Origin of the sequence: Jiulongibacter sediminis (assembly GCF_001306455.1) — a bacterium.
Lineage (GTDB): Bacteria > Bacteroidota > Bacteroidia > Cytophagales > Spirosomataceae > Jiulongibacter > Jiulongibacter sediminis.
In genome coordinates this window covers 362,814-385,762 of record NZ_LGTQ01000009.1, presented here as the reverse complement: position 1 = coordinate 385,762, position 22,949 = coordinate 362,814, and the positions used below count along the sequence as shown (strand labels likewise).

Below are 22,949 nucleotides of genomic sequence, written 5' to 3'. Positions count from 1 at the left end.
ACTTAAGACGAAAGATTTAAGATCAAAGACCAATACTACCCGAGCTTCGCAAGGGCCTCTTCCAGGGCCTTGATCTTTGATTCAGCATCAGCCAGTTTGTCTTTTTCCCGTTGAACAATTTCTGGTTTCGCATTTTGTACGAAACGCTCGTTGGACAATTTCTTTTCTACTGAAACCTTGAAACCTCTGGCATATTCCAATTCTTTCAAGGTATTTGAACGCTCTTCTTCTACGTCAATATTATCACCAAGATCAAGACCGAATTCATCGCCTTTAATCACCAAACTGGCTCCTGAAACCTCCTCTACAAAGTTAACCTCACTGATATTCGCAAGCTTGCCGACCAGATCCGTCAGTTCCTTATATTTTGAAATATCTGCCGTTTTGATACTCAAAGGCAAAGCCTCTTTCGGAGAAATTTGTTTTGACTGGCGGGTATTTCTTACCCAAGAAACTAACTCAAAAACGATTTCCAAATCGGAAAGAATACCTTGTTCCACAGCTCCACCAGACGGAAACTCCGCTTGACAAATAGTCGCTTTTTCACCTCTTTCACTCAGGTTTTGCCAGATTTCTTCGGTAATAAAAGGTGTCCAAGGATGAACGAGCCTCATGAGTTCATCAAAAAACTCAATGGTCAAATCGAATGTAGTTTTATCAATAGGCAAACTTTGACCATCCACATAGGCCGGTTTGACCATCTCCAGATATTGTGAGCAGAAGTCATTCCAGATGAGGTTATAGGTGCTTAACAAAGCATCACTCATGCGGTACTTGCCGTAATGATCCTGTACCTCCGCAATGGTCTGGTTAAGTTTTGACCTGAACCATTTTACAGCCACTTCAGATGCCTGAGGCACCGCCGCGTTTTCATCCACATTCCATCCTTTCACCAGTCGGAAAGCGTTCCATATTTTATTGGAGAAGTTTCTTCCCTGCTCACATAGTTTTTCGTCAAAAGGCAAATCGTTACCCGCCGGTGAACTGAAAAGCATACCTGTTCTTACCCCATCCGCTCCGTACTTCTCAATCAACTCCAAAGGATCAGGCGAATTACCCAAAGACTTTGACATTTTTCTACCCTGCTTATCACGAACGATACCGGTCAGATAAACATTTTTGAAAGGGTAAGTGCCCTTGTATTCGTAACCAGCAATGATCATGCGGGCCACCCAGAAAAACAGAATTTCAGGAGCAGTTACAAGATCATTTGTCGGGTAGTAATAGTTAATGTCTTCATTATCTGGATTTTTAAAACCGTCGAAAACACTCATTGGCCATAGCCAGGAGCTAAACCAGGTATCCAGAACATCTTCGTCTTGCGTCAGATCTTTTTCACTTAACGCAAAAAGCTGATACTTATCCCGGGCAATTTTCAAAGCCTCTTGCTTTGATTTTGCCACTATGCAAGTACCATCTTCCAGGTAGTAAGCCGGAATCCGATGCCCCCACCAAAGCTGACGACTAATACACCAATCACGCACATTTTCCATCCAGTGATTATAGGTGTTCTTGAATTTAGGCGGAATCAATTGAATGGTATCATCCATAACGTTATCCCAAGCTGGTTTGCTCAGGCGATCCATTTTCAGGAACCACTGTAAAGAGATTTTAGGCTCAATAACAGCACCTGTACGCTCAGATGTGCCTACGTTTGAGGTATAATCCTCGACCTTGATCAGATTACCGGATTCCTCCAGCATTTTCACAATCTTCTTACGAGCCACAAAACGATCTTCACCTACCAAAATCTTAGCTTTCTCGTTGAGTTTAGCATCATCTGTCAAAAGATCAATAACTTCCAGATTGTGCTTTTTGCCAAGTGCAAAGTCATTCTGATCATGAGCCGGGGTTACCTTAAGACATCCTGTACCGAACTCCATTTCCACATATTCGTCGGCAATAACTTCGATTTCTCTGTTGATCAATGGAATACGAACCTTCTTCCCAACCAGATTTTTATAGCGTTCATCCTCAGGATTAACACAAATGGCAGCATCGGCCATAATGGTTTCCGGGCGGGTAGTAGCGATCAACACATCACCATCATTCCCTTCATACTTAATGTAAACCAGCTTTTGAGGACGCTCTACAGTAATTACTTCCTCGTCAGAAACCGTGGTTTTAGCCTCCGGATCCCAGTTTACCATGCGATATCCGCGGTAGATATCCTCTTTATTATAAAGATCAACGAAAACCTCAATAACGGCATCGTACAGACTATCTTCCATGGTAAAACGGGTGCGATCCCAATCACACGAAGCACCTAGTTTTCTTAATTGCTGAAGAATGATTCCACCATATTTTTCGGTCCATTCCCAGCAATATTGTAAAAACTCATCACGGCTAAGGTCAGCCTTATTAATGCCCTTCTCTTTCAGCATGGCCACCACTTTGGCCTCTGTAGCAATAGAGGCGTGATCAGTGCCTGGCACCCAACAAGCCTCCTTTCCCTCCATTCGGGCTTTACGGATGAGCACATCCTGAATGGTATTATTCAACATATGTCCCATATGAAGCACGCCCGTCACATTTGGTGGCGGAATGACGATGGTATATGGCTCTTTCTCAGGATTTGGAGTCGATTTGAAAAATCCATTCTCCATCCAGTAGCTATACCATTTATCTTCGGTTTCTTTGGGATTATATGTTTTTGAGATCTCCATGAAGGCCTGTTTTTAATTTGAAGCCGCAAAATTAGGGAATTTGCTTTTCATTAAGGCACTATTTGCATTGACTATCTGTGGTGAAAGCAAGACAGGTATCCGTAAGAAAAGCGAAAAGGCCAAACCAGGGATCAATGACTATTTTACAGAAGGATTGCCTACTCAGTTAATAAGCATCATCCTTTTCGTTCACCTGAATCACTCCCATTTTCACAACAGGTAAAAGGTCTCATTTTGTAAAACTATGACCGTATTCCATCAATACTAATCAGCTTACTTCCACACTCCAGGCCCGTTCAAAGCTCTCCCCTACCCCAAGTTTATTGATCCCTTCTTTATTTTTCAGGTCCTGATCATGGTCAACATCATCTGCCACACCGCACCAAGGCTCCAGGCAAACGAATGGAGCATCTTTAGCCGCCCAGATTCCGAAAAAAGGAAAGTCTTTGAAATTAAAGAGCAAGGCCGTCTCATTCTTTTGATTTCGGATTGCTATTTGGTCAGAGCCCAGACCTTTGAAAACCAGAGCATCATCTTTGAAAAGCTCTTTGGTTAACGGCAATTTTCCGTGATCAAGGAAAACAGCCTGCTGCTCACCGTTGAGTAGACCGGCCTCATTGAGAAGCCATTTCTTAGGGTCTGAATCAAAGTTAAATTCCAGGTAATAATCAGTGTAAAGGTGTTCTGGCTGAAGTGGCACTGCAAAAGCCGGGTGACCACCTACTGAGAAATACATTTCACCTGCCCCTACATTTTTGACCTCATAAGTGGTGGTCAGCTTATTCTTCTCAACAGCGTAAATTAGTCGAAACTCAAATTCAAACGGGTACACTTTCTTGGTTTCCACATCTGATTTCAGCAGAAAAATGGCTTGAGTTTCTGACTTTGACTCCACGGTAAACATCATATCGCGAGCAAAACCGTGTCTCGGCAGATCGTAAGTTTGCCCATCAAACGTATACATATTGTCTTTTAATGCTCCCACAATAGGAAACAGAACAGGAGATGACTTACCCCAGTACCTCGGATTGGCATCCCATAGATATTCCACACCCGTTTTCTTATTCACCAGACTTTTTAATTCTGCACCTTTGGGTTTAATCCAAACCTTAATAAAATCGTTTTGAAGACAGACCATTTATAGCCGATTTGATTCAGCTGCGAATTAACACAAATTGACCTGATTTTATGAGGCTTACACTGAAAATTGACCCGCCATTTATTTAATGGTCAATATTTGAAAACTTTAAAAATTCATTTACCTTTGCAGCCCATTTGAGAGGACGGAGTATATGGTTCTTTCGTTCTCAGATGTTTAACACTTTAAATTATTTGAACCGATGTCTCAGAAAATCAGAATTAAGCTGAAGTCATTTGACCACAATCTTCTTGACAACTCAGCAGAGAAAATCGTAAAGGCTGTAAAATCTACAGGAGCCGTAATCAGTGGCCCAATTCCTTTACCAACCAAGAAAGAGAAATTCACAGTTTTGCGTTCACCGCACGTTTCTAAGAAATCAAGAGAGCAGTTCCAGCTTTGTACTTACAAGAGATTGATCGATATCTTCTCTGCAAGCCCAAACACGGTAGATGCCTTGATGAAATTAGAATTGCCGTCTGGTGTTGACGTAGAAATCAAAGTATAACTTGAGTACAACGTATTTTCAGAGCCCGGCTTGAGCAATCAGGTCGGGCTTTTTGTTTACACCCTTTTCCCCTCAATGGCGTCTTTGAAAGTCTTCTTGTAGGAGTCGCTGATCGAAAAATAGTTTTTCCCGATTTTAACTTTATCCCGTTCAATCTCTTCAATCGCATCAAAAGCCACAATGGTTGAGTTATGAATCCTGATAAATTGCTTTGAAGGTAAGGTTTCTTCGAGCGATTTCATGGTTTGCAGGCTTACGATCTGCTTGTCCTTTGTCATCACTTTTACGTAATCTTTGAGCCCCTGTATGTACAGAATATCTGCCAGATTAACCTTCATAAGCTTAGACCCATCTTTAAGGAAAATGAAGTCTTCCTGAGCATTTTGCGGTGTACCCAAAACTGAAGGAGCTTTTTCCCTCTCCTTTACCCTTTGGTTCACTTTCTCTACGGCTTTCAGGAAACGTTCAAAAGTGATCGGCTTTAGCAAATAGTCCGTAACATCAAGTTCAAAACCTTCAATGGCGTACTCCGAATAGGCGGTTGTAAGAATCACGAAAGGCTTACTTTTAATCAGCTTCAGCAAGGTAAGGCCGCTGATTTCTTTCATTCTGATATCTGAAAAGAGCACATCAATCTCATTCTCCCGCATAAACTCCAGGGCCTCCAGAGGGTTGCCAAAATCTTTCAACAAATCAAGACCCGGGGCAGAGTTTACGTACTCTACCATTAACTTTCTGGCCAGAGGCTCATCCTCCACTACCACACATTTCAGATTCATAGGTTTTCGTCCAGTTCGATAATCAATTTGATATGATAACTGTCGGCGTTTTCATCAACAATGAGCTCATGGCGATCATGATAACTTAGATTCAGCCTTCTAACCGTGTTCTTCAGGCCTATTCCTTTAGGTTCACTATTATCTTCTGAAGCTTCTTCCGGCTTACTGTTTGACACCGTGTAGGTACAAATATGGTCATTAAAATCAATCTCAACCTTTACCCATGAATTTTTATCGCCCTTCTCTACCCCATGCTTGAAAGCATTTTCAAGGAAAGTAATGAAAATCAGCGGCGTTATTTTTAGAGTCTCATAGTCACCGGTAATTTTGAGTTCTATTGGGAAACCTTCGTCAAGTCTCAACTTTTCAAGGTCAATATAGTTTTTGATATACTCAATCTCCCGCCCTACCGGCACCTTTTCGGTATTGGCCTCATAAATCATATACCGCATCATTTGAGAGAGCTTAGCAATCACATCTTTGGTATTTGGCGAGTTAGTATGAGCCAGATAATACAGATTGTTTAACGTATTGAACAAAAAGTGGGGGTTGATTTGCTCTTTAAGAAAACGAAGCTCAGATTGAAGCTTGTCATTTTCTACCTGCTTGCGTTCAGCTTCTAACTCAAAATAATCACTCAAAAAACGTAAAGACGCAACAAACGTTACAATAAAGATTGTAGATGAAGTATGCTGAGTGATAAACCTTACACTACCCAGCCAGTTGAAAGTCCGGCCACCAGCATCAAAATAAATCTGTCTCTTCAGCCAGATTTGGATGGTTATCATTACCGCAAGACTAATGACAATTTCTAAAAGAAAAACACCCCATTTCCCCTTTTTTAGAGCTTTAGGAAGTAAAACGAAGTAGTTAAAGTAACTAATAGCCATCATTGTGATCAACTGCGTGATGGCATCAAGAAACGCTCTTCCATAGTTAGGCTCCACTCCCTTTCTTGGAAAAGAGACCAGATAGAAGAAAAACGAAAAATACAGAGCCCAGAAAATCAAGTGCAATAGCAGCAGCTTATTTTTCCTGAAAAGTGAAGCAAACATTATTATGATTTTGATGCGGGCGAAAAGTAAGCATTATTTTGAACATAGCTCGTTGGCCACCTTCTCCTTTTCTACCATTGCCTCTAAAAGTCTGATAATTAAGGTAAAAAGATCGAAAAAGCACCTTCTCGCCACATTGAACCAGAATGTCGATTAATGTTGACCAAGAATATATAATTAAAATAGATGCCGTTTTTCTGATTTTGTTTTGCAGCAGTTCATTTAAACAAGACAAACATGAAAAAGCCCATTGTTGCTTTGCTTTTTATCCTAATCGGGTTTAGCCTTACGGTCAACGCTCAAAGACCTGGTGGCCCTCCAAGTGGTGATGGAAACGGAAGACCATCTCGACCGGGTCAAAGTACACCGCCATCATTTGATATGGACGCTGGTACGCCCAAGGGCAACTCTAAAATCACTGGGTTTGTAATCGATTCTGCCGTAACTATCGCCGTAGAATACGCCAACGTTGCTTTAATAGATCAGGAATCGAAAAAGGTGATCGATGGAACAATGGCTGATGGCAACGGTAAATTCCAGTTTACCCGTGTGGCTAAAGGAACATACTCACTGAAAGTGACCTTTATAGGATACGAAGATGCCCTAGTTGAGAATGTTAAGGTTGAAAAAGGAGAAGATATTGATCTCGGAACCGTAAAACTGGCTATTTCTGCCAAAGTACTGGACGAAGTTACCGTTACAGGACTTAAATCAATCATTGAAGAAAAAGTGGACCGTTTGGTTTATAACGCTGAAAATGATGTCACATCCAAAGGTGGAGACGGCACCGACGTGCTTCGTAAAGTACCTATGCTTGCCGTAGATCTTGACGGAAACCTTTCTCTTCGTGGAAGCGAAAACATCAGAGTTTTGATCAATAATAAGCCGTCAACAATTGTAGCCAGCTCTGTAGCCGATGCTTTGAAAATGATTCCGGCAGATTTGATTAAAACCGTTGAGGTCATTACTTCTCCATCTGCTAAGTATGATGCAGAAGGCACCACTGGTATTGTGAATATCATTACGAAAAGATCAAGCGTACAGGGTTATAACCTTAACATCAATACCGGTGTGGGCGTAAGAGGCACTAACCTTGGCCTAAATGGCAATTTAAGGGTTGGAAAAGTCGGATTCTCCCTTGGGGGTTTCGGCCGTGCCTTTTACAATAAGTCAGCCACTGAGCTAAACCAAACTACAATGGCTGAGGCTGGACAGTTCAAAACTACTCAAACGGCAGATGCCCGTGATTTCGGTATGTTTGGCCGGTATAACCTGGGAATGGATGTAGAGATCAGCAAGTCTGAGTATATAACGGGTAACGTGTCTTTTGGCACAAGAAACATGAACCGTGATCAGGACATGCTCATCAGTAACTTCACCAATGATGTACTCAACAGAGAGACTAACCGACTCCTTGACACAAAAAATAGCTCAAATAACGTAGATGTTAATCTGGACTACGTAAAGATTTTCAAACCAACTCATGAGTGGTCTGTATCTACCCAGTACAGCCAAAATAACATGGTTAATAATTTTGACGCCAGCAACTTCACTTTGAGTGGTGAAAGCTTGGGCGAGCAGCAAAACCTGAATGCCAGCATCAATAAAGAAATCACCGTACAAACTGACTATATGATGCCTATCGGTCAAAGACAAATGTTTGAGACAGGAGTTAAAGGTATTTTCAGAGAAGTTAACAGTGATTTTGAATATCTGGCTGGCTTTGGAGGCTCACTGGAAGCTGATGCAAGAAACCCTGCAGGCTTCCTGAACTATAATCAGAATGTTCAGGCGGGTTACTTGTCATACACGTACACTACTCCTAGCAAATGGTCATTCAAAGCCGGAGCACGCTATGAAAGAACTACCATTGACGCCGATGATAGCGGAGTAATTCTTGACATAAACGGTTATGACAACCTGGTGCCAAGTGTCAATATTTCAAAAATCATGAAAAATGGTTTGGCCGTAAAACTCGCCTACAATAACCGTATTCAGCGACCTGGACTGCAGCAATTAAACCCGAACTTCAATGCTGCAAACCCTCAGAGTATTGAAATAGGCAACCCAAATCTTGAGCCTGAAATCTCAAACAACGTGGAATTAGGCTTGAGTAAATCAATCAAAAGAAATTACGTAAACCTATCTTTCTATGCCCGCCAGACCAATAACTCCATTTTGAGATTAACGTCGCCTTCTGATACACTTGCTGGGGCATTGGTAACCACTTACGAAAACATTGGTAAAGAGCAGACAAGCGGCCTTAACTTATTCGGAAACTTCTTCCTGACTCCAAAATGGAGTCTAAACGGTGGATTTGACCTTTATTACACCTACATGGAAGGACAAGTTCAGACATTGGATGGTTTTGAGGTAGCCAGCAATAATGGAATCGTTATCGGAGGAAGAATGATGTCACAGATTTCATTGAACAAAGGCTGGGCAGTACAGGCTTTTGGTGGAATGAGGGGTAATCAGGTAACACTCCAGGGGCAAAGAACCGGTTTTGGCTTCTATTCATTAGGACTTAGAAAAGACATCAATGAAAAGAAAGGAAGCCTTGGGTTTGCCTTTGACAACTTCCTCGGAGGCATGACCATGAGAAGCACCAGCGTCTCTCCATTGTTTAGCCAGGAAAGCATCAACTACATATACAACCAAAATGTTAAAGTTACTTTCCAGTACAAATTGGGTAATATGAAGTTTGTAGCCAAAAAGAAAACACGTTCTGTGAATAATACAGACGGCGTTGGTGGCGGAGACGACAACCCGGCTCAGGGAGGCGGATTTAACAGATAAACCAATTTAATAACAACAAGACTGAAGAACTATGACAAGTAAATGGATGAGAGTCATTCACCGTTATTTAGGCTTCTTTTTGGCCGGTATTATGGCCATGTATGCCCTAAGTGGAATGGTAATGATTTACAGAACCACAGACTTTTTAAAGGAAGAAAAGCACATGCAGAAAACACTGGAACCCGGCTTAAATGCTGAGGGACTGGGGCCTGCTTTAAGAATGAGACTTCAGGTTCAGAAAGAAGAAGGAGATATCATTTATTTCAATGACGGTACCTATAATAAAGTAACGGGCGAGGCTGATTATACGGTCAAAGAACTCCCAACTTTGTTACACAAAATGGAAACCATTCATAAGGCAACAGTAAATTCACCGCTTTACTTCCTGAATATTTTCTTTGGATTATCACTTCTGTTTTTTGTGATTTCTACTTTCTGGATGTTTGCACCGCAAACCAAAATCTTTAAGAAAGGACTTTGGTTTACAGCAGGTGGAATAATGTTGACTATCATCCTGCTTTACGTATAGAAAAGAGTTAATGGTTAAAATAGATAAGGGCGTTTCCGATTTCGGATTCGCCCTTTGTCTTTGATAGAGCTGTAAATATGATAGAAACCGCTGGTCAATAATCTATTGATTCTTCCCTTCAGCTTTCTTTCTTTAGATAAATTTTAAAAAGCTATGAAAGCAGTACTCGCAAAAACTTACCGCAAACCGGAAGAACTTGAAATTTCTGAAATCCCAGTTCCGAGCCCAAAAGAAAATGAAGTTATTGTCAAAGTCAAAGCCACCACTATTAATGATTGGGACTGGGCTTTGGTCAGAGGAAAACCCATGGTTTACCGACTTCTTTATGGCCTTTTCAAACCCAAAAAACCGATACCCGGAATGGAACTCTCAGGTATCGTGAGATCCGTAGGCTCAGAAGTTACATCGTTTAAAGAGGGTGATGAGGTTTTCGGCGACACTTCTCAATACGGCTGGGGTACTTTTGCCGAATATGCCTGTGTTAATGAAAAGTCACTCCTGTTAAAGCCCGAGAAAATGAGCTTTGAAGACGCCGCGGCCATGCCTCATGCTTCGCTTCTGGCCTGGCAAAGTCTGGTAGATATTGGTAAGGTTTCTGAAGGAATGAAGATTCTGGTGAATGGGGCCGGTGGAGGAATGGGTACATTTGGCCTTCAAATTGCCAAAACGTTCAACTGCCAGGTTACGGGTGTAGACAGTGGAGCCAAACTGGAGATGATGAAAGCATTAGGGTTTGATGAGGTGATTGACTATCAAAAAGAAGATTTCACCCAAAAAGGGGTTCTATATGACCTGATTATTGATGCTAAAACCACCCGCTCACCTAGTAGTTACATCAAATGCCTTAAACCGGGTGGAAAGTATATAACTGTAGGCGGCTCTCCACTCAATCTGATCCGACTCCTGCTCTCAAAAATCATTTACAAAGACCGCATTAATATCCTTGGTTTAGTACCCAATAAAGGGTTGGACATAATTGTCGATCTATATCTGGAAGGTAAAATCAAAACCCAATTAGATGGTCCATACCCTTTTGAGAAAATACCCGAACTGATACGCTATTTTGGCGAAGCCCGACATAAGGGGAAAATTGTAGTGAAAGTTTGAATTCAATAGATCTTTTTTCATGAAAACCGTTTCTCATTCGGTCATATGGACGAAAAGGCTTACACTTTTGGCCTAAAAATAATACAGACAAGACAGGCCTTATTGTCGATAATAAGGGACCTTCTATAGATTTTATACAATTTAGCTCCATAATCAGGCTTCGTTTTGGATATGGGTGTGCGTAGAGAATAAAAAAGCAAAACTCTTTACACCCATATGAACAGATTAAGAATAAAAGCTTTAATGCTTACTGGTCTATTAACGCTACTAATGGCCTGCAACGACCTGAACGAAGTAACCCCTGATACCGAAACCGGGGTTGAAATTCCGGATGTGGAAACCGAACTGGAGAATCCCAATGAAACAGAGGCTGACTATAACTGGGATGACACGGGAGCCACTAATATTATCCTTAAAAACTCAATTGTGGAAATTTCAGGGGAAGGTGCCTCTTCATCTGGCTCAGAAATAACCATATCAAAAGCCGGCACTTATAACATAAGTGGCAGTCTTACCGACGGGCAATTAGTTATTGATTCTGATGATTCGGAAAATGTGAATATCATTTTAAACGCAGCCAGTATTACCAGCAAAACCTCCTCTGCTATATCTATAATAAGTGCCGAAAAGGTAGTGTTTCAGTTAAAAGAAGGGACTGAAAACACCATTACCGATGCCGGTACCTACGATGCCAACGACGAAAAAAACGGGGCCCTTTACAGTAAAGCCGACCTTAGTTTTTTTGGCCAGGGAAGTCTGACGGTCAATGCAAATTTTGAAGATGGAATCGTTTCAAAAGACGGCCTGATTATAGAAAGCGGAAGTTTCATTGTGAACGCTGCTGACGATGCTATTCGTGGAAAAGATTATGTATTAATCCATAACGGTAATTTTGATCTATCCGCAGGAGGTGACGGTATTACTTCTACGAATGATGAGGATGAGTCACTCGGCTTTGTGGATCTGAAAAATGGAAACTATACCATAGCTTCTGGTGCTGACGCCATTCAGGCAGTCACGGTTTTAACCCTTGAAAACGGAACTTATGACTTAACTACAGGTGGTGGTAGCAGTAAGTCAACAACGAACACAGCTAAAGCTCTGAAAGCAGGTGTAAAACTTTTGGTTAGTGGTGGTACCTATGACATCAACTCCGCAGATGATGCCCTTCACTCCAATCAGTACATCACTATAAAAGACGGCTCTTTTGAGATTGTCACTGCAGACGACGGAGTTCATGCCGACGAAGCCCTGCTGATTGATGGTGGCAGCATAACGGTCTCAAAATCCTATGAAGGCCTGGAAAGTGCCAGCATCACCGTCAACGATGGGAATATCTGGATAACCTCTAGTGATGACGGCATTAATGCCGCCGATGGAAGTAGTTCAGGCTTTGGAGGGCCCGGTGGTTTTAGCAATAGTGGGGCTACCTCTGTTTTTCTTTATATCAATGGCGGTTACCTGGTGGTCAATGCATCTGGTGATGGCCTGGATGCTAACGGGTCAATAGTTATGACCGGAGGTACCGTTTTGGTACATGGACCAACGGAAAGTATGAATGGCTCGCTGGACTATGACAGGAGTTTTCAAATCAGCGGAGGTACACTTGTCGCCGTAGGTAGCTCAAGAATGGCTCAAAAGCCGGATAACAGCAGCACTCAACCCTCTATTCTTGCAAATTTAAGTCAGACGCAATCAGCGGGAGTAGTTTTTGATATTACTGATTCAAAAGGCGAAGAAATAATTTGCTTTCAACCTATGAAAAAATACCAATCGATCGTCTATTCAGGATCTAATTTGAAAAGTGGAAACAGTTATAATCTCAGTATAGGCGGCACCTCTACGGGAGCAAACTCAGATGGGCTGATTGCAGGTGGAAATTACAGCGGAGGTACCTCATTTGGAACAATAACATTATAAAGCAATGGGGGGCAACATTAATAGCTATTTAAAGGTAACAATTTGCGTGACAGGAATTATTCTATTAGAATCCTGTAATAAGAACGAATTTTCAATTCCTTCTTCTGTGGTCGCTGGCTGGACTGAGGAGAGTCATGGAAACAGTGTAAGTCCTGATTATGATCTTGTATTTCCTCAGACAATGGTCAACACAATAACCATAAACCTTGGACTGGATTCCTGGGAGAAAATTGAAGAAGATATGACCTCACTTTCCGGAAATGCTTTTGGCACAGGTGGAGGATTGGGCGGTAGGCCAAATCAAGGTGGTGGGCTGCCAAATGGTGCCCCCCCAGCAGGTCAGCCCGGCGGAGGATTTAATCCCGGAGGTGGGCAGGGTGGAGCTGTTAGTATTTTCAGCAGAGATCCCATCTATGTAGGAACCTCTATCTCGTTCAATGATAAGACATGGGAGCATGTAGGTTTTAGATTGAAAGGAAATTCCAGCCTTAGCAAGTCCTGGTCTTCAGGGGTATATAAATTGCCATTCAGACTTCATTTTGACAAGATGGAAGATGAGTTTCCGGCAGTAAAAGATCAACGATTTTATGGCTTCAAAGAATTGTCTTTTTCACCGGCTTTCAATGATCCCTCCCTTATGAGAGAAAAACTGGCAGCTGACTTGTTTAGAAATGCCGGTATACCCGCGGCACAAACTTCATTTTGTAAAGTATATATAGATTTTGGTGAAGGTGTGAAATACTGTGGAGTTTATACCATTGTAGAAGTGATAGATGACACTATGGTAGAAAGTCAATATGGTGAAAAAGATGGTAATATATACAAGCCGGAAAGCACCCTGCAGAGTTTTCTGGAATCTCAGTTTGAGAAAAAGAATAATAAGGAGCAGGCAGATTTTTCAGATGTGAGAACACTGGTGGAGCGGTTAAATAGTTCAGACAGATTAAATTCAAAGGATTCATGGAAGAATATGCTGGAAAAGGTATTTGATGTTGATCATTTTTTGAATTATCTGGCCATAAATAATACCATTGTAAACTGGGATTCCTACGGAGGAATGGCTCATAATTATTATCTATATAACCATAAGGGATCACTAAAATGGATTCCATGGGATCATAATGAGGCCTTAAGTTTAAACAATAGAAGTATAAATCTTGAGCTGACCGGAGTGAGCAGTAATTGGCCATTGATAAGTTATCTGGCTGAAGACACAGATTATTATCAGCAATACAGATCAAATGTTAATTCATTTGTCAATGGAGCTTTTGAAGTATCTCTGGTACATTCTATGATTGACAAAAACTATAACCTAATTAAAAATTATGTCATAGGGGCTGAACCTGAAGTAGTAGGCTATACCTATCTTACGGGGTCAGAAAGCTTTGAGAATGGAGTTTCAGCCCTAAAAAATCATGTAGAATCAAGATATGAAACAGCAAAATCATTTAGCAAGTGATCTTGAAGATCGCCTTATGGGATTTAGCAGTTTAGGATTGGCCGAAATGAGCCGAGCAGAATTGCTTGACAGGCGTGAGGTAAAATATACGTTTGAGAAAATACTGATCCCTGATTTACTCAAAGGCTTGGAACAGCACTACCGAATTCTGGAAATAAACGAGAAACGCATCTTTAAATATGTTTCAGAGTATTTTGACACAGAAGATCTTCATTTTTTTCATCAGCATCGCTCCGGTCGACTAAACAGGTATAAGGTTCGAAAAAGACAATATCTGGATTCGGGCCTAGCGTTTTTTGAAGTAAAATTTAAGAATAATCATGGCCGTACAATGAAATCAAGAATTGAAACAAAGTTCCCTGCGAAGGGTGAAATTCTCCATGATGAAAATGCTTTTCTCCAGGAGGTCAGCCCTTTCTTCAGAGAAATCCTTGAACCTACAGTTTCAGTCTCTTATAACCGGGTAACACTTGTGAACAAGACTTCTTCAGAGCGGGTGACCATTGATCTTAATCTGCAGGTAAGTAGAGAGGGGAAGGAGAGGGGATTTGAAGATTTAGTGGTACTGGAAGTAAAGCAGGATAAACTCAAACAAACTGAAATACGGAAACGCCTCAAAAAACTGGGTCAAAGACCCGGAACTATAAGCAAATATTGCCTTGGTATTATCTCTTCAGAAGACGATGTTCGATATAACAGGTTGAAACCTACTTTTGACAAACTTTATAAACCCTTTTTAAAAACTTTAAATAAATGACAGAACTATTGGAACTGATGGGGCAGAATGCCTTTCTGGGAAAACTATCAGATAAGTTTTTTCTGAGACTGCTGGTTGATATGCTGGCCACTTTTGTGATGGTAAGATTGGTTTACTATCGCTTTTATAAAAAGACCGAGCTATTTCTAACCTTTTTCGGCTTTAATATGGTCATCTTCCTTATTTCCTACCTTTTAAACAGAGTAGATATGACCATGGGAGCGGCATTTGGGCTTTTCGCTGTTTTTAGCATGCTGCGGTTTAGAACTGAAGGAATTAACACCAAAGACATGACCTACCTTTTTCTGGTTATAGCTATGGGACTTGTGACAGCCGTTTCAAAAGGCAGCTGGGATGAACTAGGTGTGATAAACCTCATTATTATTGTAACCACTGTCCTACTAGATGGTAACATTCTCACGAAAAAGGAAGTGTTCCATCAGATTGATTATGACAATCTGGAAAATATAAAACCTGAGAACAGAGAATATCTTCTGGAAGACCTCAAATTAAGAACAGGAATAAGCGTGCATCGCGTAGATATAATATCTATTGATATGCTTCGTGACTCTGCCAGAATTCATGCTTTCTATTACGCCTAGAATACACAGGATATGAAAAAAATAGTTGTAGTCATTCTGATTTTGTCAGGATTTAAAAGCTCGGCACAGATAGGCGTTTGGAGTAAAATAACTGCTGAAGCCGATATCATAAAAAACCTGGAACTTGAAGTTAATACTCAAGCCAGAACCTCCGAAATAGGTACTCCTTTCAAAAGCTTCCTGGGAGAGGCCGGATTAAAATACGATTTACCAAAGGGTTTCAGCCTGGCAGCTTTTTACAGGCTCATCGCTGAACCTGACGCCGAAAAATTGGCAGCCGATACTTATCATAGATTTTACGGCGAACTTAAATACAAAACCAAGGCTTTTGAGCCACTAAGAATTGGGTACAGATTAAGGTATCAACAGCAGTTTAAAGATGACCTTGACGGACTAAGCCTGGATGCTAATTATTTACGTAATAAGGTAGAAATCAGCACTAAACTCAGTAAGAAAATTGAGCCTTATCTTTCTGCCGACCTCTTTTACGAAACCGGTGGAGACTTTGATCAGTTAAGATATACTTTAGGTACTGAATACGATATTTCAAAAAAACTTGTTCTGGATGTAGGTATTCAAACCGATGACCGGCTAAACAGTTCTAAATCAAATCAATGGAGAATTAACTGGGGACTTAAATTTAAAATCAACTAATCATCCAAGGTCTCAAAAGGTTATGAGAGAAACGAAAAAATAAAATGAAAAGAAAAGACTTCATTAAAAAAGGAATTGGCTTTTTGTCCGCTGCACCGGTTACACTGGCCTGCGTAAAGAATACAGTAAATGCCGGCGAAAACCTTGAAGCCAATGGTAGCACTAATGGCTCGTCATCCGAAAACTGCGAGGTCACCAATTCTGAAACAGCCGGACCATTCCCTATAAAAAATCCATCCAATTTCGTTTATCAGGATATTACCCTGGACAGGCAAGGTGTACCACTTGAAGTACAGCTAAGCATCAAAGATGCGTCTAACGGCTGCGAAGCCCTGGAAGGTGCCAGAGTTGATATCTGGCATTGTGATTCCGATGGAAATTATTCCCAATATGGTGGTCATTCTAACGCCAATTTCCTAAGGGGTAGACAGATTACCGACAGTAACGGAATGGTGGTTTTCAAAACAATTTTCCCCGGCTGGTATCCCGGTAGAGCCGTGCATATTCATGTTCAGGTTTTTAATAATTCCGGAAATTCAGAACTGATTACTCAAATCGCTTTCCCGGCAGAGGTGTGTGATGCTGTTTTTCAAAATGCCACAGATTTTTATTCCAACGGCCTTGCAGATACCTCGAATGAAAGAGATGGAATTTTCAGAGATGGATTCGAAAACGAGATGGCCAGCATTACAGGCTCAGTAAACGAGGGCTTTGTGCTCACGCATAATATTGAGGTCTAATCTTTCGTGGCACGACTAACCACAAAAGGAAAAGTGTCGTACAACGTATAATTTACCCCATTTAAGAAAAAGAGAAGTCTTTTCACGACCGGGTTTCGACGAGATTAGTCATGGCACGACTAACCACGGAAGTAAGAATGTCTTAACCCGACTACTCCAAACTCAAAAACCAATCAAGTAGCTCCTCCTCATCCACAATACTCCATGAATGCGGATGACGTGAGTTATCCGGCCGGTAGCCTTTGTCTTCAGTCAGAACGAGTTCAGCGTTTTTATTTCCGTCAATTTTGAGTTGATTAATCAAAGCCGCGGCGTCTATAGCATTCATACCGTAATAATCTTTTCCTCTGTTTTCTATCCACCAATGAACATCAGGTTCAGTGTAAGCTCTTACGGCAATATCTTTGAAAAAACGGGCATTCCCACCATGCTCAGCCACATAGCAGTATGGGGAATAATTGACATAATCATGCATCACATCTTCAGGTTTTCCACCTAATTTTTTGGCCAGATACTGACTTACCCATTTGCCCTCATTAGCTCCTATTTCGTTGATATTGAGCCGCCAGGCCTTATCGGCTTCTTTCCAAAACCTTACCATATCAAGAGGGGAATCGCAGGTCATTACTGCTTTGGGTTGAATACATATCCGGCAATCACCACTTTGAGAAAATACCGCCATTTTCAACGCCCGGGTACCTTCAAGTGACATTCCTCCAAAAAGCAAGTTTTCGGTTGGTATCTCATGTTTTTGGCAAGCATCTTCAATGTATGCCTCAAGCTCCTGCATTGCAGTGGCTTCAAACAAAAACTCAAAAGGATTCGCAGTACTGACAAAAATGACCGCGAGCTCCCTGGCATTTGCCTTTGGTACCATTGAAAAAACAGAATTGCTATCCGCTTCAGCATGAAAAAAGACTACAGCACCTTTTGGCTTACCCTCGGGCATCCAAACCGAGTAACCTGATGGTGCCGCAGGAATACTAATTTCTGAAGTTAGCTCGCTTTGACCTATAGCCGGCTGATACTGTATGTCAATTTGCTGAGCATAAACAATTTGTGTAAGAAGTAAACCAAAAAAGAGAGTGCAATACTTTTTCATTACCCTAAAGTAACAGACATTCTTAAAACACTTTGAGCCATTGGCGTTAATAAAACTTAATGTTGGCGACTTCGGTAAAAACTGTAAATTGATTTCTCAAATAAACCCTGACATGTATATCCTGACCGAAAACAGCAGTATTGCCAATCATTTTTTAGCCGAAATCAGAGATACTGAAATTCAAAAAGACCGGGCCCGTTTCCGAAAAAACATTGAGCGATTGGGTGAAATCCTTGCCTACGAAGTCTCTAAAAATATGGGTTATAAACCGGCCAAAGTTGAAACACCTTTGGGCATTAAAGAAACACGTTTACTCAGCCAGCAACCCGTTCTCTGTACTATTATGAGGGCCGGCCTTCCGTTACATCAGGGTATGCTGAATTACTTTGACAAAGCCGATAGTGCCTTTATAGGAGCCTATAGAGGCAAACATGATGCGAAAGAGAATTTTGATATTGAGATGGACTACATCAGCAGCCCGGATATTCAGGGAAGAACGTTAATTCTTTGTGATCCAATGATTGCCTCGGGCAAATCGCTGGAGAAGGCTTATCATGCCATGCTTCGTTATGGAATTCCCAAAAGAACCTATCTTGTCGGGGCAATTGCCTCTTCCAGAGGAGCCCGATTTGTTCAGGCACGTATGCCCGAGTGCAGGCTCTATCTGGGCGACCTTGACCAAGACCTAAACGACAAATCGTATATCGTTCCGGGTTTGGGTGATGCCGGCGATTTATCTTACGGAAATAAGACTTAAAAACAGAAGAGCCCGCTTTTGGCGAGCTCTTCTGCTTAGGCTTTATTGACCAATTACATATAGTCATCATAGGCATCAATACTGTACTCCACAGCATCAATACCTACTTCCTCTTCATCAGGTTTCACTCTGATACCCATGATTTTATCCAATATCTTAAATACCACAAAAGTGACGACAGATGAGAACGCAGCTATCGTAAACACGCCTAGGGCCTGAACCCCAAGCTGATGAGCATCACCGGTAGTAAACAAGCCGCTTTCTTCTGCAAAGAGCCCTACCGCCAATGTACCGAAAGTACCATTTATACCATGCACCGCAATAGCACCTACAGGATCGTCAATTTTTGCTCTGTCGATAAGAACTACAGCCACATCAACCAAAATACCCGCTACCAAACCAATAAGAATGGCCGAATAAGGGCCAACCACATTACAGCCTGCAGTGATGGCAACTAAACCCGCCAAAACACCATTGATCACCATCGTGATATCTACTTTGGTATATCTGAAATAGGTGTAAAAAGTAGTGGCAACTCCACCGGCAGCTGAAGCGAGAAAAGTGTTAGTAGCCACTTTGCCGATCAAATCCCATTTACCAACTGCTGCTAAAGTACTGCCGGGATTAAAGCCAAACCAACCAAACCAAAGGATAAAGGCACCTACAGCGGCCAAAGGTATATTATGACCCATGATGGAGTTTGGAGTACCATCTGGCTTATATTTACCTATTCTGGGTCCAACAGCAATGGCACCTGCAAGAGCCGCAAAACCGCCCATAGCATGTACTGCGGCAGAACCGGCAAAGTCATTAAAACCCAAAGCTGCCAGCCATCCATTAGGGTTCCACACCCAGTTCGCGGCCAGAGGATACATAAAGGCACAGAAAATAACCACAAAAACGGTGTAAGCCCAAACTTTCATTCTTTCTGTGATAGCACCTGATACGATAGAAACAGCCGCTATGGCAAAACCCAATTGAATAAACCAAAACAAGGAATTAGAAATAGTCAAACCCAATCCAAGATCTTCTTTACTGATACCTGTACCAAAGGCAAACCAGCCATTGGATGCTCCGTAAGCAATACCGAAACCAACAGCGTAAAACGCCAGGCCACCAAACATGATATCAATCATCACTTTGGCAATAATACTGACTGAGTTTTTAGATCTGATAAATCCGGCTTCAAGCAGAGCGAAGCCACCTTCCATTTGAAAAATAAGTGCGGCACATAAAGCCACCCACACCGTGTCAATAGCATTGACCATCTCGGCCTGATTGGCCAAGACTTCCTGCATTTCTTCCATTAAACTGTCATTTTGTTGTAGGCCGCAAAAATGATTATTTCTTTTGGAAATAACCTATATTATTTTGATTTTATATTGAACTATTTCCATAAAAACAGAATATAATTCTGAAAATAAGATCATTACACCCTCTAAACGCAACAAACTTTCTTCTGAAATACGATTATTGACAAGAATAAAATATCTCAATTCTATAGTTTCTCAATTGTGATCCGAAAAAAGTAAAGGTCACCTATCAGCTAAAAAAAAACCTTATTTTTGCTCCACTTATACCCTAAACCTGTAATAAACTATGGCTATTCAGCTCAATTCAGAAGACTGGAAAAAACTGCTCAGTCTGCCGGTCATTGTGGCCGCCCTCGGCTACTTCGTTGACATCTATGATATGCAGCTTTTCGGAATTGTGAGGATTCCGAGCCTCAAGAGCCTCGGGCTTTCTGATGAGGAAGTCAGCATATTTGGCAAAGACATTTTGAACTACCAGATGATTGGTTTGCTGCTCGGTGGCATTCTTTGGGGTGTTTTAGGGGATAAAAAAGGAAGACTTTCTGTTCTTTTCGGCTCCATTATCACCTATTCTTTGGCGAACATTGCCTGCGGACTTATCCCTCAGATTGAGTTTATGGATAAAGTGGAAGCGTATAAATGGTTAAGGTTTATTGCGGGTATAGGTCTTGCCGGTGAGCTTGGGGCAGGTATCACTTTAGTTTCAGAAAGTTTACCAAAAAATTTACGGGCAATAGGCACATCGCTTGTTGCCGGCATAGGGCTTCTAGGAGCTGTGGTGGGTAATTTTACCGTACGGCTATCAGGCGACTGGACTATCGCTTATTTCATTGGCGGTGCCATGGGTTTTGCACTTTTACTGTTACGCGTTGGGGTTATTGAAAGTGGGATGTACAAAAACATCACCCATGATAAATCAATTCAGAAAGGTAATTTCCTAACATTTTTCACCAATTGGGATCGCTTCATTAAATACCTCAAATGTATCGGCATCGGGATTCCTACCTGGTTTTGTATCGGCATTCTCGCCTATTTCATCAATGAATTTGGCGTAGCTCTTGGCATTGAAGAGCCTCTAAACCCCGGAGATGCCGTAATGTGGGCGTACATCGGTATATCAGCTGGTGATTTCTTAAGTGGTTTTATAAGTCATCAGTTAAATTCCCGGAAAAAAGCTATTTTCTGGATGATGGCATTTTCAGCAGCCGGGGTTCTTTTATTTCTTTTTGCAGGGTTTAAATCAGCCTGGGCTATGTATGCCATTTGTGTTTGGTTAGGTCTGGGTACAGGTTACTGGGCAATGTTTGTCACTGTAGGTGCAGAGCAGTTTGGCACTAATATCAGAGCTACAGCGGCTACTACTGTACCAAACATGGTTAGAGGTGCTTTGCCTGCTATGACAGGACTATTCACACTCTTCAAACCAGATTTCGGGGTGATTATGGCCGGTGCGGCCGTTGGGCTTTTAGCCTATTTCATTGGCTTCGTCAGTACCCTGACTATCGAAGAAACCCACGGGAAGGACCTTGATTACCTCGAAGAATAGGTAAAAATACGTATAGAAAAGAGTAGAAATTGCGTTTGTGCTTTAGCGTTAGTATACTAGTTTTGTAGAGTATTTTATTGCCATGAAAAAGATCTTGCAGCTACACTCCGTGTAGCTGCTTTTTTTAAATCTTAGTACTTACTACTCCGGCAATTCTAATCTCTCTAAAGACGAAATAACCGGTGACCAACGTAGCCGCAATGAAATAAACCGGGAATATAAGATTTAAAGCCATCCCTCCATTCTCTAAAGAATACCAGGCCTGTCCGTTTTGAATAAACAGGAACAGACCAAAACCATTTTTGAGTAACTCTTGCCAAAAGGCTTTGGGATTCTTATCCATCAGTTCAGTATAGCTGTAAACACTAAAAAAGAGAAAGAACCCGTACGTGAATAGCTCAGTAAGGTTCAAATCAGGTACAGCATTGAAAAATAACATCAAGAAGGCAAAAGTGCTGAAAAACTGAATCCATGACCAAGTCTGCATACCGGTTGAGAGCTTTGGATAATACTTCTCGAAATGATACGGATCTTCAATTTTGTATACGGGGTATTTGGCCTCAACATCGGCTGGTCTCCAGCCCGTTGGCATGTAGAAAACCCGCAGTTTGTCCATCCAGTTTTTTGTTCGCCAGGCGTCTTTGATCAACAGCCAAAGGTGCTGATAATTGATTTTGATGGGATTCCATGTACGAACAGGACGTGTAATTCCATAAACCGCAGGCACATCGTCTAACTCCTCCTGAAAGGTTCCGAAAAGTTTATCCCAAATGATGAAAATTTGGCCGTGATTTTTATCAATATATTCCGGATTAATGGCGTGATGAACTCTGTGATGAGAAGGCGTCACAATGATTTTCTCAAGCCATCCCATTTTCCCGATATAAACTGTATGGTACCAAAACTGAGCAAAAAGCTGAATGGGAGCCACAATGGCAATGATCTTCGGATCAACTCCCAACAAAGCCGCCGGAAGTAGGAAAATAGTAAAGAATTTGATGAGATCAGAAACACTTTGCCGCAAAGCACAGGCTAAGTTAAATTCTTCAGAGCTGTGATGAATTAAATGCTGGTTCCAGAAAAAATTGATCTGATGATTCAGGCGATGCCCCCAGTACCCGGCAAAATCAAGGGCAATAAAAGCGATGACCACATTCACCCAGGTAAACGGAATATGAATTAAGGCTACTTTTTCAACCAACCAGACGTAAGTCAACAATGAAACACCGATACCTAAGACATCTTTCAGCGTATTGGTAAACCCGGAACTAAGGCTGGAAATCATGTCCATGCTTTTGAAATCATCGCCTTTCACAAACTTGCCATATAGCTTCTCCCCCATTACCAGAATAAAGAAAACCGGCGAGGCATAAATCAATATTTGAGCGTAAGTCTCCATTTAGTATGCTTGCAGAGTATTAGAAGTCAAAGTTATGATTTATAAACGTTTAGCACAAAAAAATGATGTCATGCATCACTCTGATTTAACTGGCATTTGAAAAAAAGAGAACCCTTCGG

At 41.5% G+C, this 22,949-nt stretch carries 19 protein-coding genes; 12 read left to right on the top strand and 7 right to left on the bottom strand.

From position 1 onward, the window contains the following. Positions 1–35 precede the first annotated feature (35 nt). Together AFM12_RS12420 and AFM12_RS12415 are read right to left on the bottom strand one after the other, a co-directional pair. Complete coding sequence (locus AFM12_RS12420) at positions 36–2,666, bottom strand: valine--tRNA ligase (RefSeq protein WP_055148661.1); 2,631 nt, start codon at positions 2,664–2,666, stop codon at positions 36–38. A gap of 268 nt (positions 2,667–2,934) precedes the next feature. Beyond that, entirely contained in the window at positions 2,935–3,804 is an 870-nt protein-coding gene (locus tag AFM12_RS12415; protein WP_055148659.1) for an aldose 1-epimerase family protein, read from the bottom strand. 202 nt (positions 3,805–4,006) lie between these two features. Here AFM12_RS12415 and rpsJ point away from each other — a divergent pair, with 202 nt between their 5' ends. After that, on the top strand, positions 4,007–4,312 hold the full coding sequence (rpsJ, locus tag AFM12_RS12410) for a 30S ribosomal protein S10 (RefSeq protein WP_055148657.1): 306 nt from the start codon (positions 4,007–4,009) through the stop codon (positions 4,310–4,312). 56 nt (positions 4,313–4,368) lie between these two features. Here rpsJ and AFM12_RS12405 read toward each other — a convergent pair whose 3' ends face one another. Both AFM12_RS12405 and AFM12_RS12400 read right to left on the bottom strand, forming a co-directional pair. After that, entirely contained in the window at positions 4,369–5,091 is a 723-nt protein-coding gene (locus AFM12_RS12405) for a LytR/AlgR family response regulator transcription factor (RefSeq protein ID WP_055148655.1), read from the bottom strand. Next, the gene (locus AFM12_RS12400; protein ID WP_055148653.1) at positions 5,088–6,146 is read right to left on the bottom strand and encodes a sensor histidine kinase; all 1,059 of its coding nucleotides are present in this window, start codon (positions 6,144–6,146) and stop codon (positions 5,088–5,090) included. The genes AFM12_RS12405 and AFM12_RS12400 overlap by 4 nt, the downstream gene beginning before the upstream one ends. Before the next feature lie 237 nt (positions 6,147–6,383). On the opposite strand from AFM12_RS12400, the gene AFM12_RS12390 reads away from it, so the two are divergent. The 9 genes from AFM12_RS12390 (at position 6,384) to AFM12_RS12350 (ending at position 16,713) form a co-directional block, all read left to right on the top strand. Beyond that, entirely contained in the window at positions 6,384–8,945 is a 2,562-nt protein-coding gene (locus tag AFM12_RS12390; protein ID WP_055148649.1) for a TonB-dependent receptor, read from the top strand. A gap of 31 nt (positions 8,946–8,976) precedes the next feature. After that, positions 8,977–9,474: a PepSY domain-containing protein gene (locus tag AFM12_RS12385; protein WP_055148647.1), complete on the top strand. Its 498-nt coding sequence runs from the start codon at positions 8,977–8,979 to the stop codon at positions 9,472–9,474. A 153-nt stretch (positions 9,475–9,627) separates the two neighbouring features. Continuing rightward, positions 9,628–10,581 (top strand): NAD(P)-dependent alcohol dehydrogenase, encoded by a 954-nt coding sequence (locus AFM12_RS12380; protein ID WP_055148645.1) that lies wholly within the window; start codon positions 9,628–9,630, stop codon positions 10,579–10,581. A gap of 216 nt (positions 10,582–10,797) precedes the next feature. Continuing rightward, complete coding sequence (locus AFM12_RS12375) at positions 10,798–12,501, top strand: carbohydrate-binding domain-containing protein (protein WP_082391321.1); 1,704 nt, start codon at positions 10,798–10,800, stop codon at positions 12,499–12,501. Between the two features lie 4 nt (positions 12,502–12,505). Further along, a complete protein-coding gene (locus AFM12_RS12370) occupies positions 12,506–13,960 on the top strand; it encodes a CotH kinase family protein (protein WP_055148641.1) in 1,455 nt (484 codons plus the stop codon). Continuing rightward, positions 13,932–14,717, top strand: a complete 786-nt coding sequence (locus AFM12_RS12365; protein ID WP_055148639.1) for a polyphosphate polymerase domain-containing protein — start codon at positions 13,932–13,934, stop codon at positions 14,715–14,717. The genes AFM12_RS12370 and AFM12_RS12365 overlap by 29 nt, the downstream gene beginning before the upstream one ends. Beyond that, positions 14,714–15,319, top strand: coding sequence for a DUF4956 domain-containing protein (locus AFM12_RS12360; RefSeq protein WP_055148637.1), 606 nt, complete (start codon positions 14,714–14,716; stop codon positions 15,317–15,319). The genes AFM12_RS12365 and AFM12_RS12360 overlap by 4 nt, the downstream gene beginning before the upstream one ends. Before the next feature lie 12 nt (positions 15,320–15,331). Continuing rightward, positions 15,332–15,973 (top strand): DUF2490 domain-containing protein, encoded by a 642-nt coding sequence (locus AFM12_RS12355; protein WP_055148635.1) that lies wholly within the window; start codon positions 15,332–15,334, stop codon positions 15,971–15,973. Between the two features lie 44 nt (positions 15,974–16,017). Next, a complete protein-coding gene (locus tag AFM12_RS12350; RefSeq protein WP_055148633.1) occupies positions 16,018–16,713 on the top strand; it encodes an intradiol ring-cleavage dioxygenase in 696 nt (231 codons plus the stop codon). Between the two features lie 151 nt (positions 16,714–16,864). On the opposite strand, the gene AFM12_RS12345 is transcribed toward AFM12_RS12350, so the two are convergent. Beyond that, positions 16,865–17,815, bottom strand: coding sequence for a hypothetical protein (locus tag AFM12_RS12345; RefSeq protein ID WP_055148631.1), 951 nt, complete (start codon positions 17,813–17,815; stop codon positions 16,865–16,867). A gap of 40 nt (positions 17,816–17,855) precedes the next feature. Here AFM12_RS12345 and upp point away from each other — a divergent pair, with 40 nt between their 5' ends. Next, positions 17,856–18,572 (top strand): uracil phosphoribosyltransferase, encoded by a 717-nt coding sequence (gene upp, locus AFM12_RS12340; RefSeq protein WP_310586873.1) that lies wholly within the window; start codon positions 17,856–17,858, stop codon positions 18,570–18,572. A 53-nt stretch (positions 18,573–18,625) separates the two neighbouring features. Here upp and AFM12_RS12335 read toward each other — a convergent pair whose 3' ends face one another. Next, entirely contained in the window at positions 18,626–19,879 is a 1,254-nt protein-coding gene (locus AFM12_RS12335) for an ammonium transporter (RefSeq protein WP_229308499.1), read from the bottom strand. 292 nt (positions 19,880–20,171) lie between these two features. On the opposite strand from AFM12_RS12335, the gene AFM12_RS12330 reads away from it, so the two are divergent. Beyond that, complete coding sequence (locus AFM12_RS12330; protein WP_055148629.1) at positions 20,172–21,431, top strand: MFS transporter; 1,260 nt, start codon at positions 20,172–20,174, stop codon at positions 21,429–21,431. Between the two features lie 124 nt (positions 21,432–21,555). On the opposite strand, the gene AFM12_RS12325 is transcribed toward AFM12_RS12330, so the two are convergent. Next, a complete protein-coding gene (locus tag AFM12_RS12325; protein ID WP_055148627.1) occupies positions 21,556–22,830 on the bottom strand; it encodes a sterol desaturase family protein in 1,275 nt (424 codons plus the stop codon). Between the last annotated feature and the right edge of the window lie 119 nt (positions 22,831–22,949).

Bases quoted from the DNA above. Each gene is read 5' to 3' on its own strand.
- AFM12_RS12370 (WP_055148641.1), top strand. From the start codon at position 12,506: ATGGGGGGCAACATTAATAGCTATTTAAAGGTAACAATTTGCGTGACA.
- AFM12_RS12345 (WP_055148631.1), bottom strand. From the start codon at position 17,815: ATGAAAAAGTATTGCACTCTCTTTTTTGGTTTACTTCTTACACAAATT.
- AFM12_RS12400 (WP_055148653.1), bottom strand. From the start codon at position 6,146: ATGTTTGCTTCACTTTTCAGGAAAAATAAGCTGCTGCTATTGCACTTG.
- AFM12_RS12355 (WP_055148635.1), top strand. From the start codon at position 15,332: ATGAAAAAAATAGTTGTAGTCATTCTGATTTTGTCAGGATTTAAAAGC.
- AFM12_RS12365 (WP_055148639.1), top strand. From the start codon at position 13,932: ATGAAACAGCAAAATCATTTAGCAAGTGATCTTGAAGATCGCCTTATG.
- AFM12_RS12415 (WP_055148659.1), bottom strand. From the start codon at position 3,804: ATGGTCTGTCTTCAAAACGATTTTATTAAGGTTTGGATTAAACCCAAA.
- AFM12_RS12330 (WP_055148629.1), top strand. From the start codon at position 20,172: ATGGCTATTCAGCTCAATTCAGAAGACTGGAAAAAACTGCTCAGTCTG.
- AFM12_RS12325 (WP_055148627.1), bottom strand. From the start codon at position 22,830: ATGGAGACTTACGCTCAAATATTGATTTATGCCTCGCCGGTTTTCTTT.
- AFM12_RS12390 (WP_055148649.1), top strand. From the start codon at position 6,384: ATGAAAAAGCCCATTGTTGCTTTGCTTTTTATCCTAATCGGGTTTAGC.
- AFM12_RS12385 (WP_055148647.1), top strand. From the start codon at position 8,977: ATGACAAGTAAATGGATGAGAGTCATTCACCGTTATTTAGGCTTCTTT.
- AFM12_RS12360 (WP_055148637.1), top strand. From the start codon at position 14,714: ATGACAGAACTATTGGAACTGATGGGGCAGAATGCCTTTCTGGGAAAA.
- AFM12_RS12405 (WP_055148655.1), bottom strand. From the start codon at position 5,091: ATGAATCTGAAATGTGTGGTAGTGGAGGATGAGCCTCTGGCCAGAAAG.
- AFM12_RS12350 (WP_055148633.1), top strand. From the start codon at position 16,018: ATGAAAAGAAAAGACTTCATTAAAAAAGGAATTGGCTTTTTGTCCGCT.
- AFM12_RS12375 (WP_082391321.1), top strand. From the start codon at position 10,798: ATGAACAGATTAAGAATAAAAGCTTTAATGCTTACTGGTCTATTAACG.
- AFM12_RS12380 (WP_055148645.1), top strand. From the start codon at position 9,628: ATGAAAGCAGTACTCGCAAAAACTTACCGCAAACCGGAAGAACTTGAA.
- AFM12_RS12335 (WP_229308499.1), bottom strand. From the start codon at position 19,879: ATGGAAGAAATGCAGGAAGTCTTGGCCAATCAGGCCGAGATGGTCAAT.
- rpsJ (WP_055148657.1), top strand. From the start codon at position 4,007: ATGTCTCAGAAAATCAGAATTAAGCTGAAGTCATTTGACCACAATCTT.
- AFM12_RS12420 (WP_055148661.1), bottom strand. From the start codon at position 2,666: ATGGAGATCTCAAAAACATATAATCCCAAAGAAACCGAAGATAAATGG.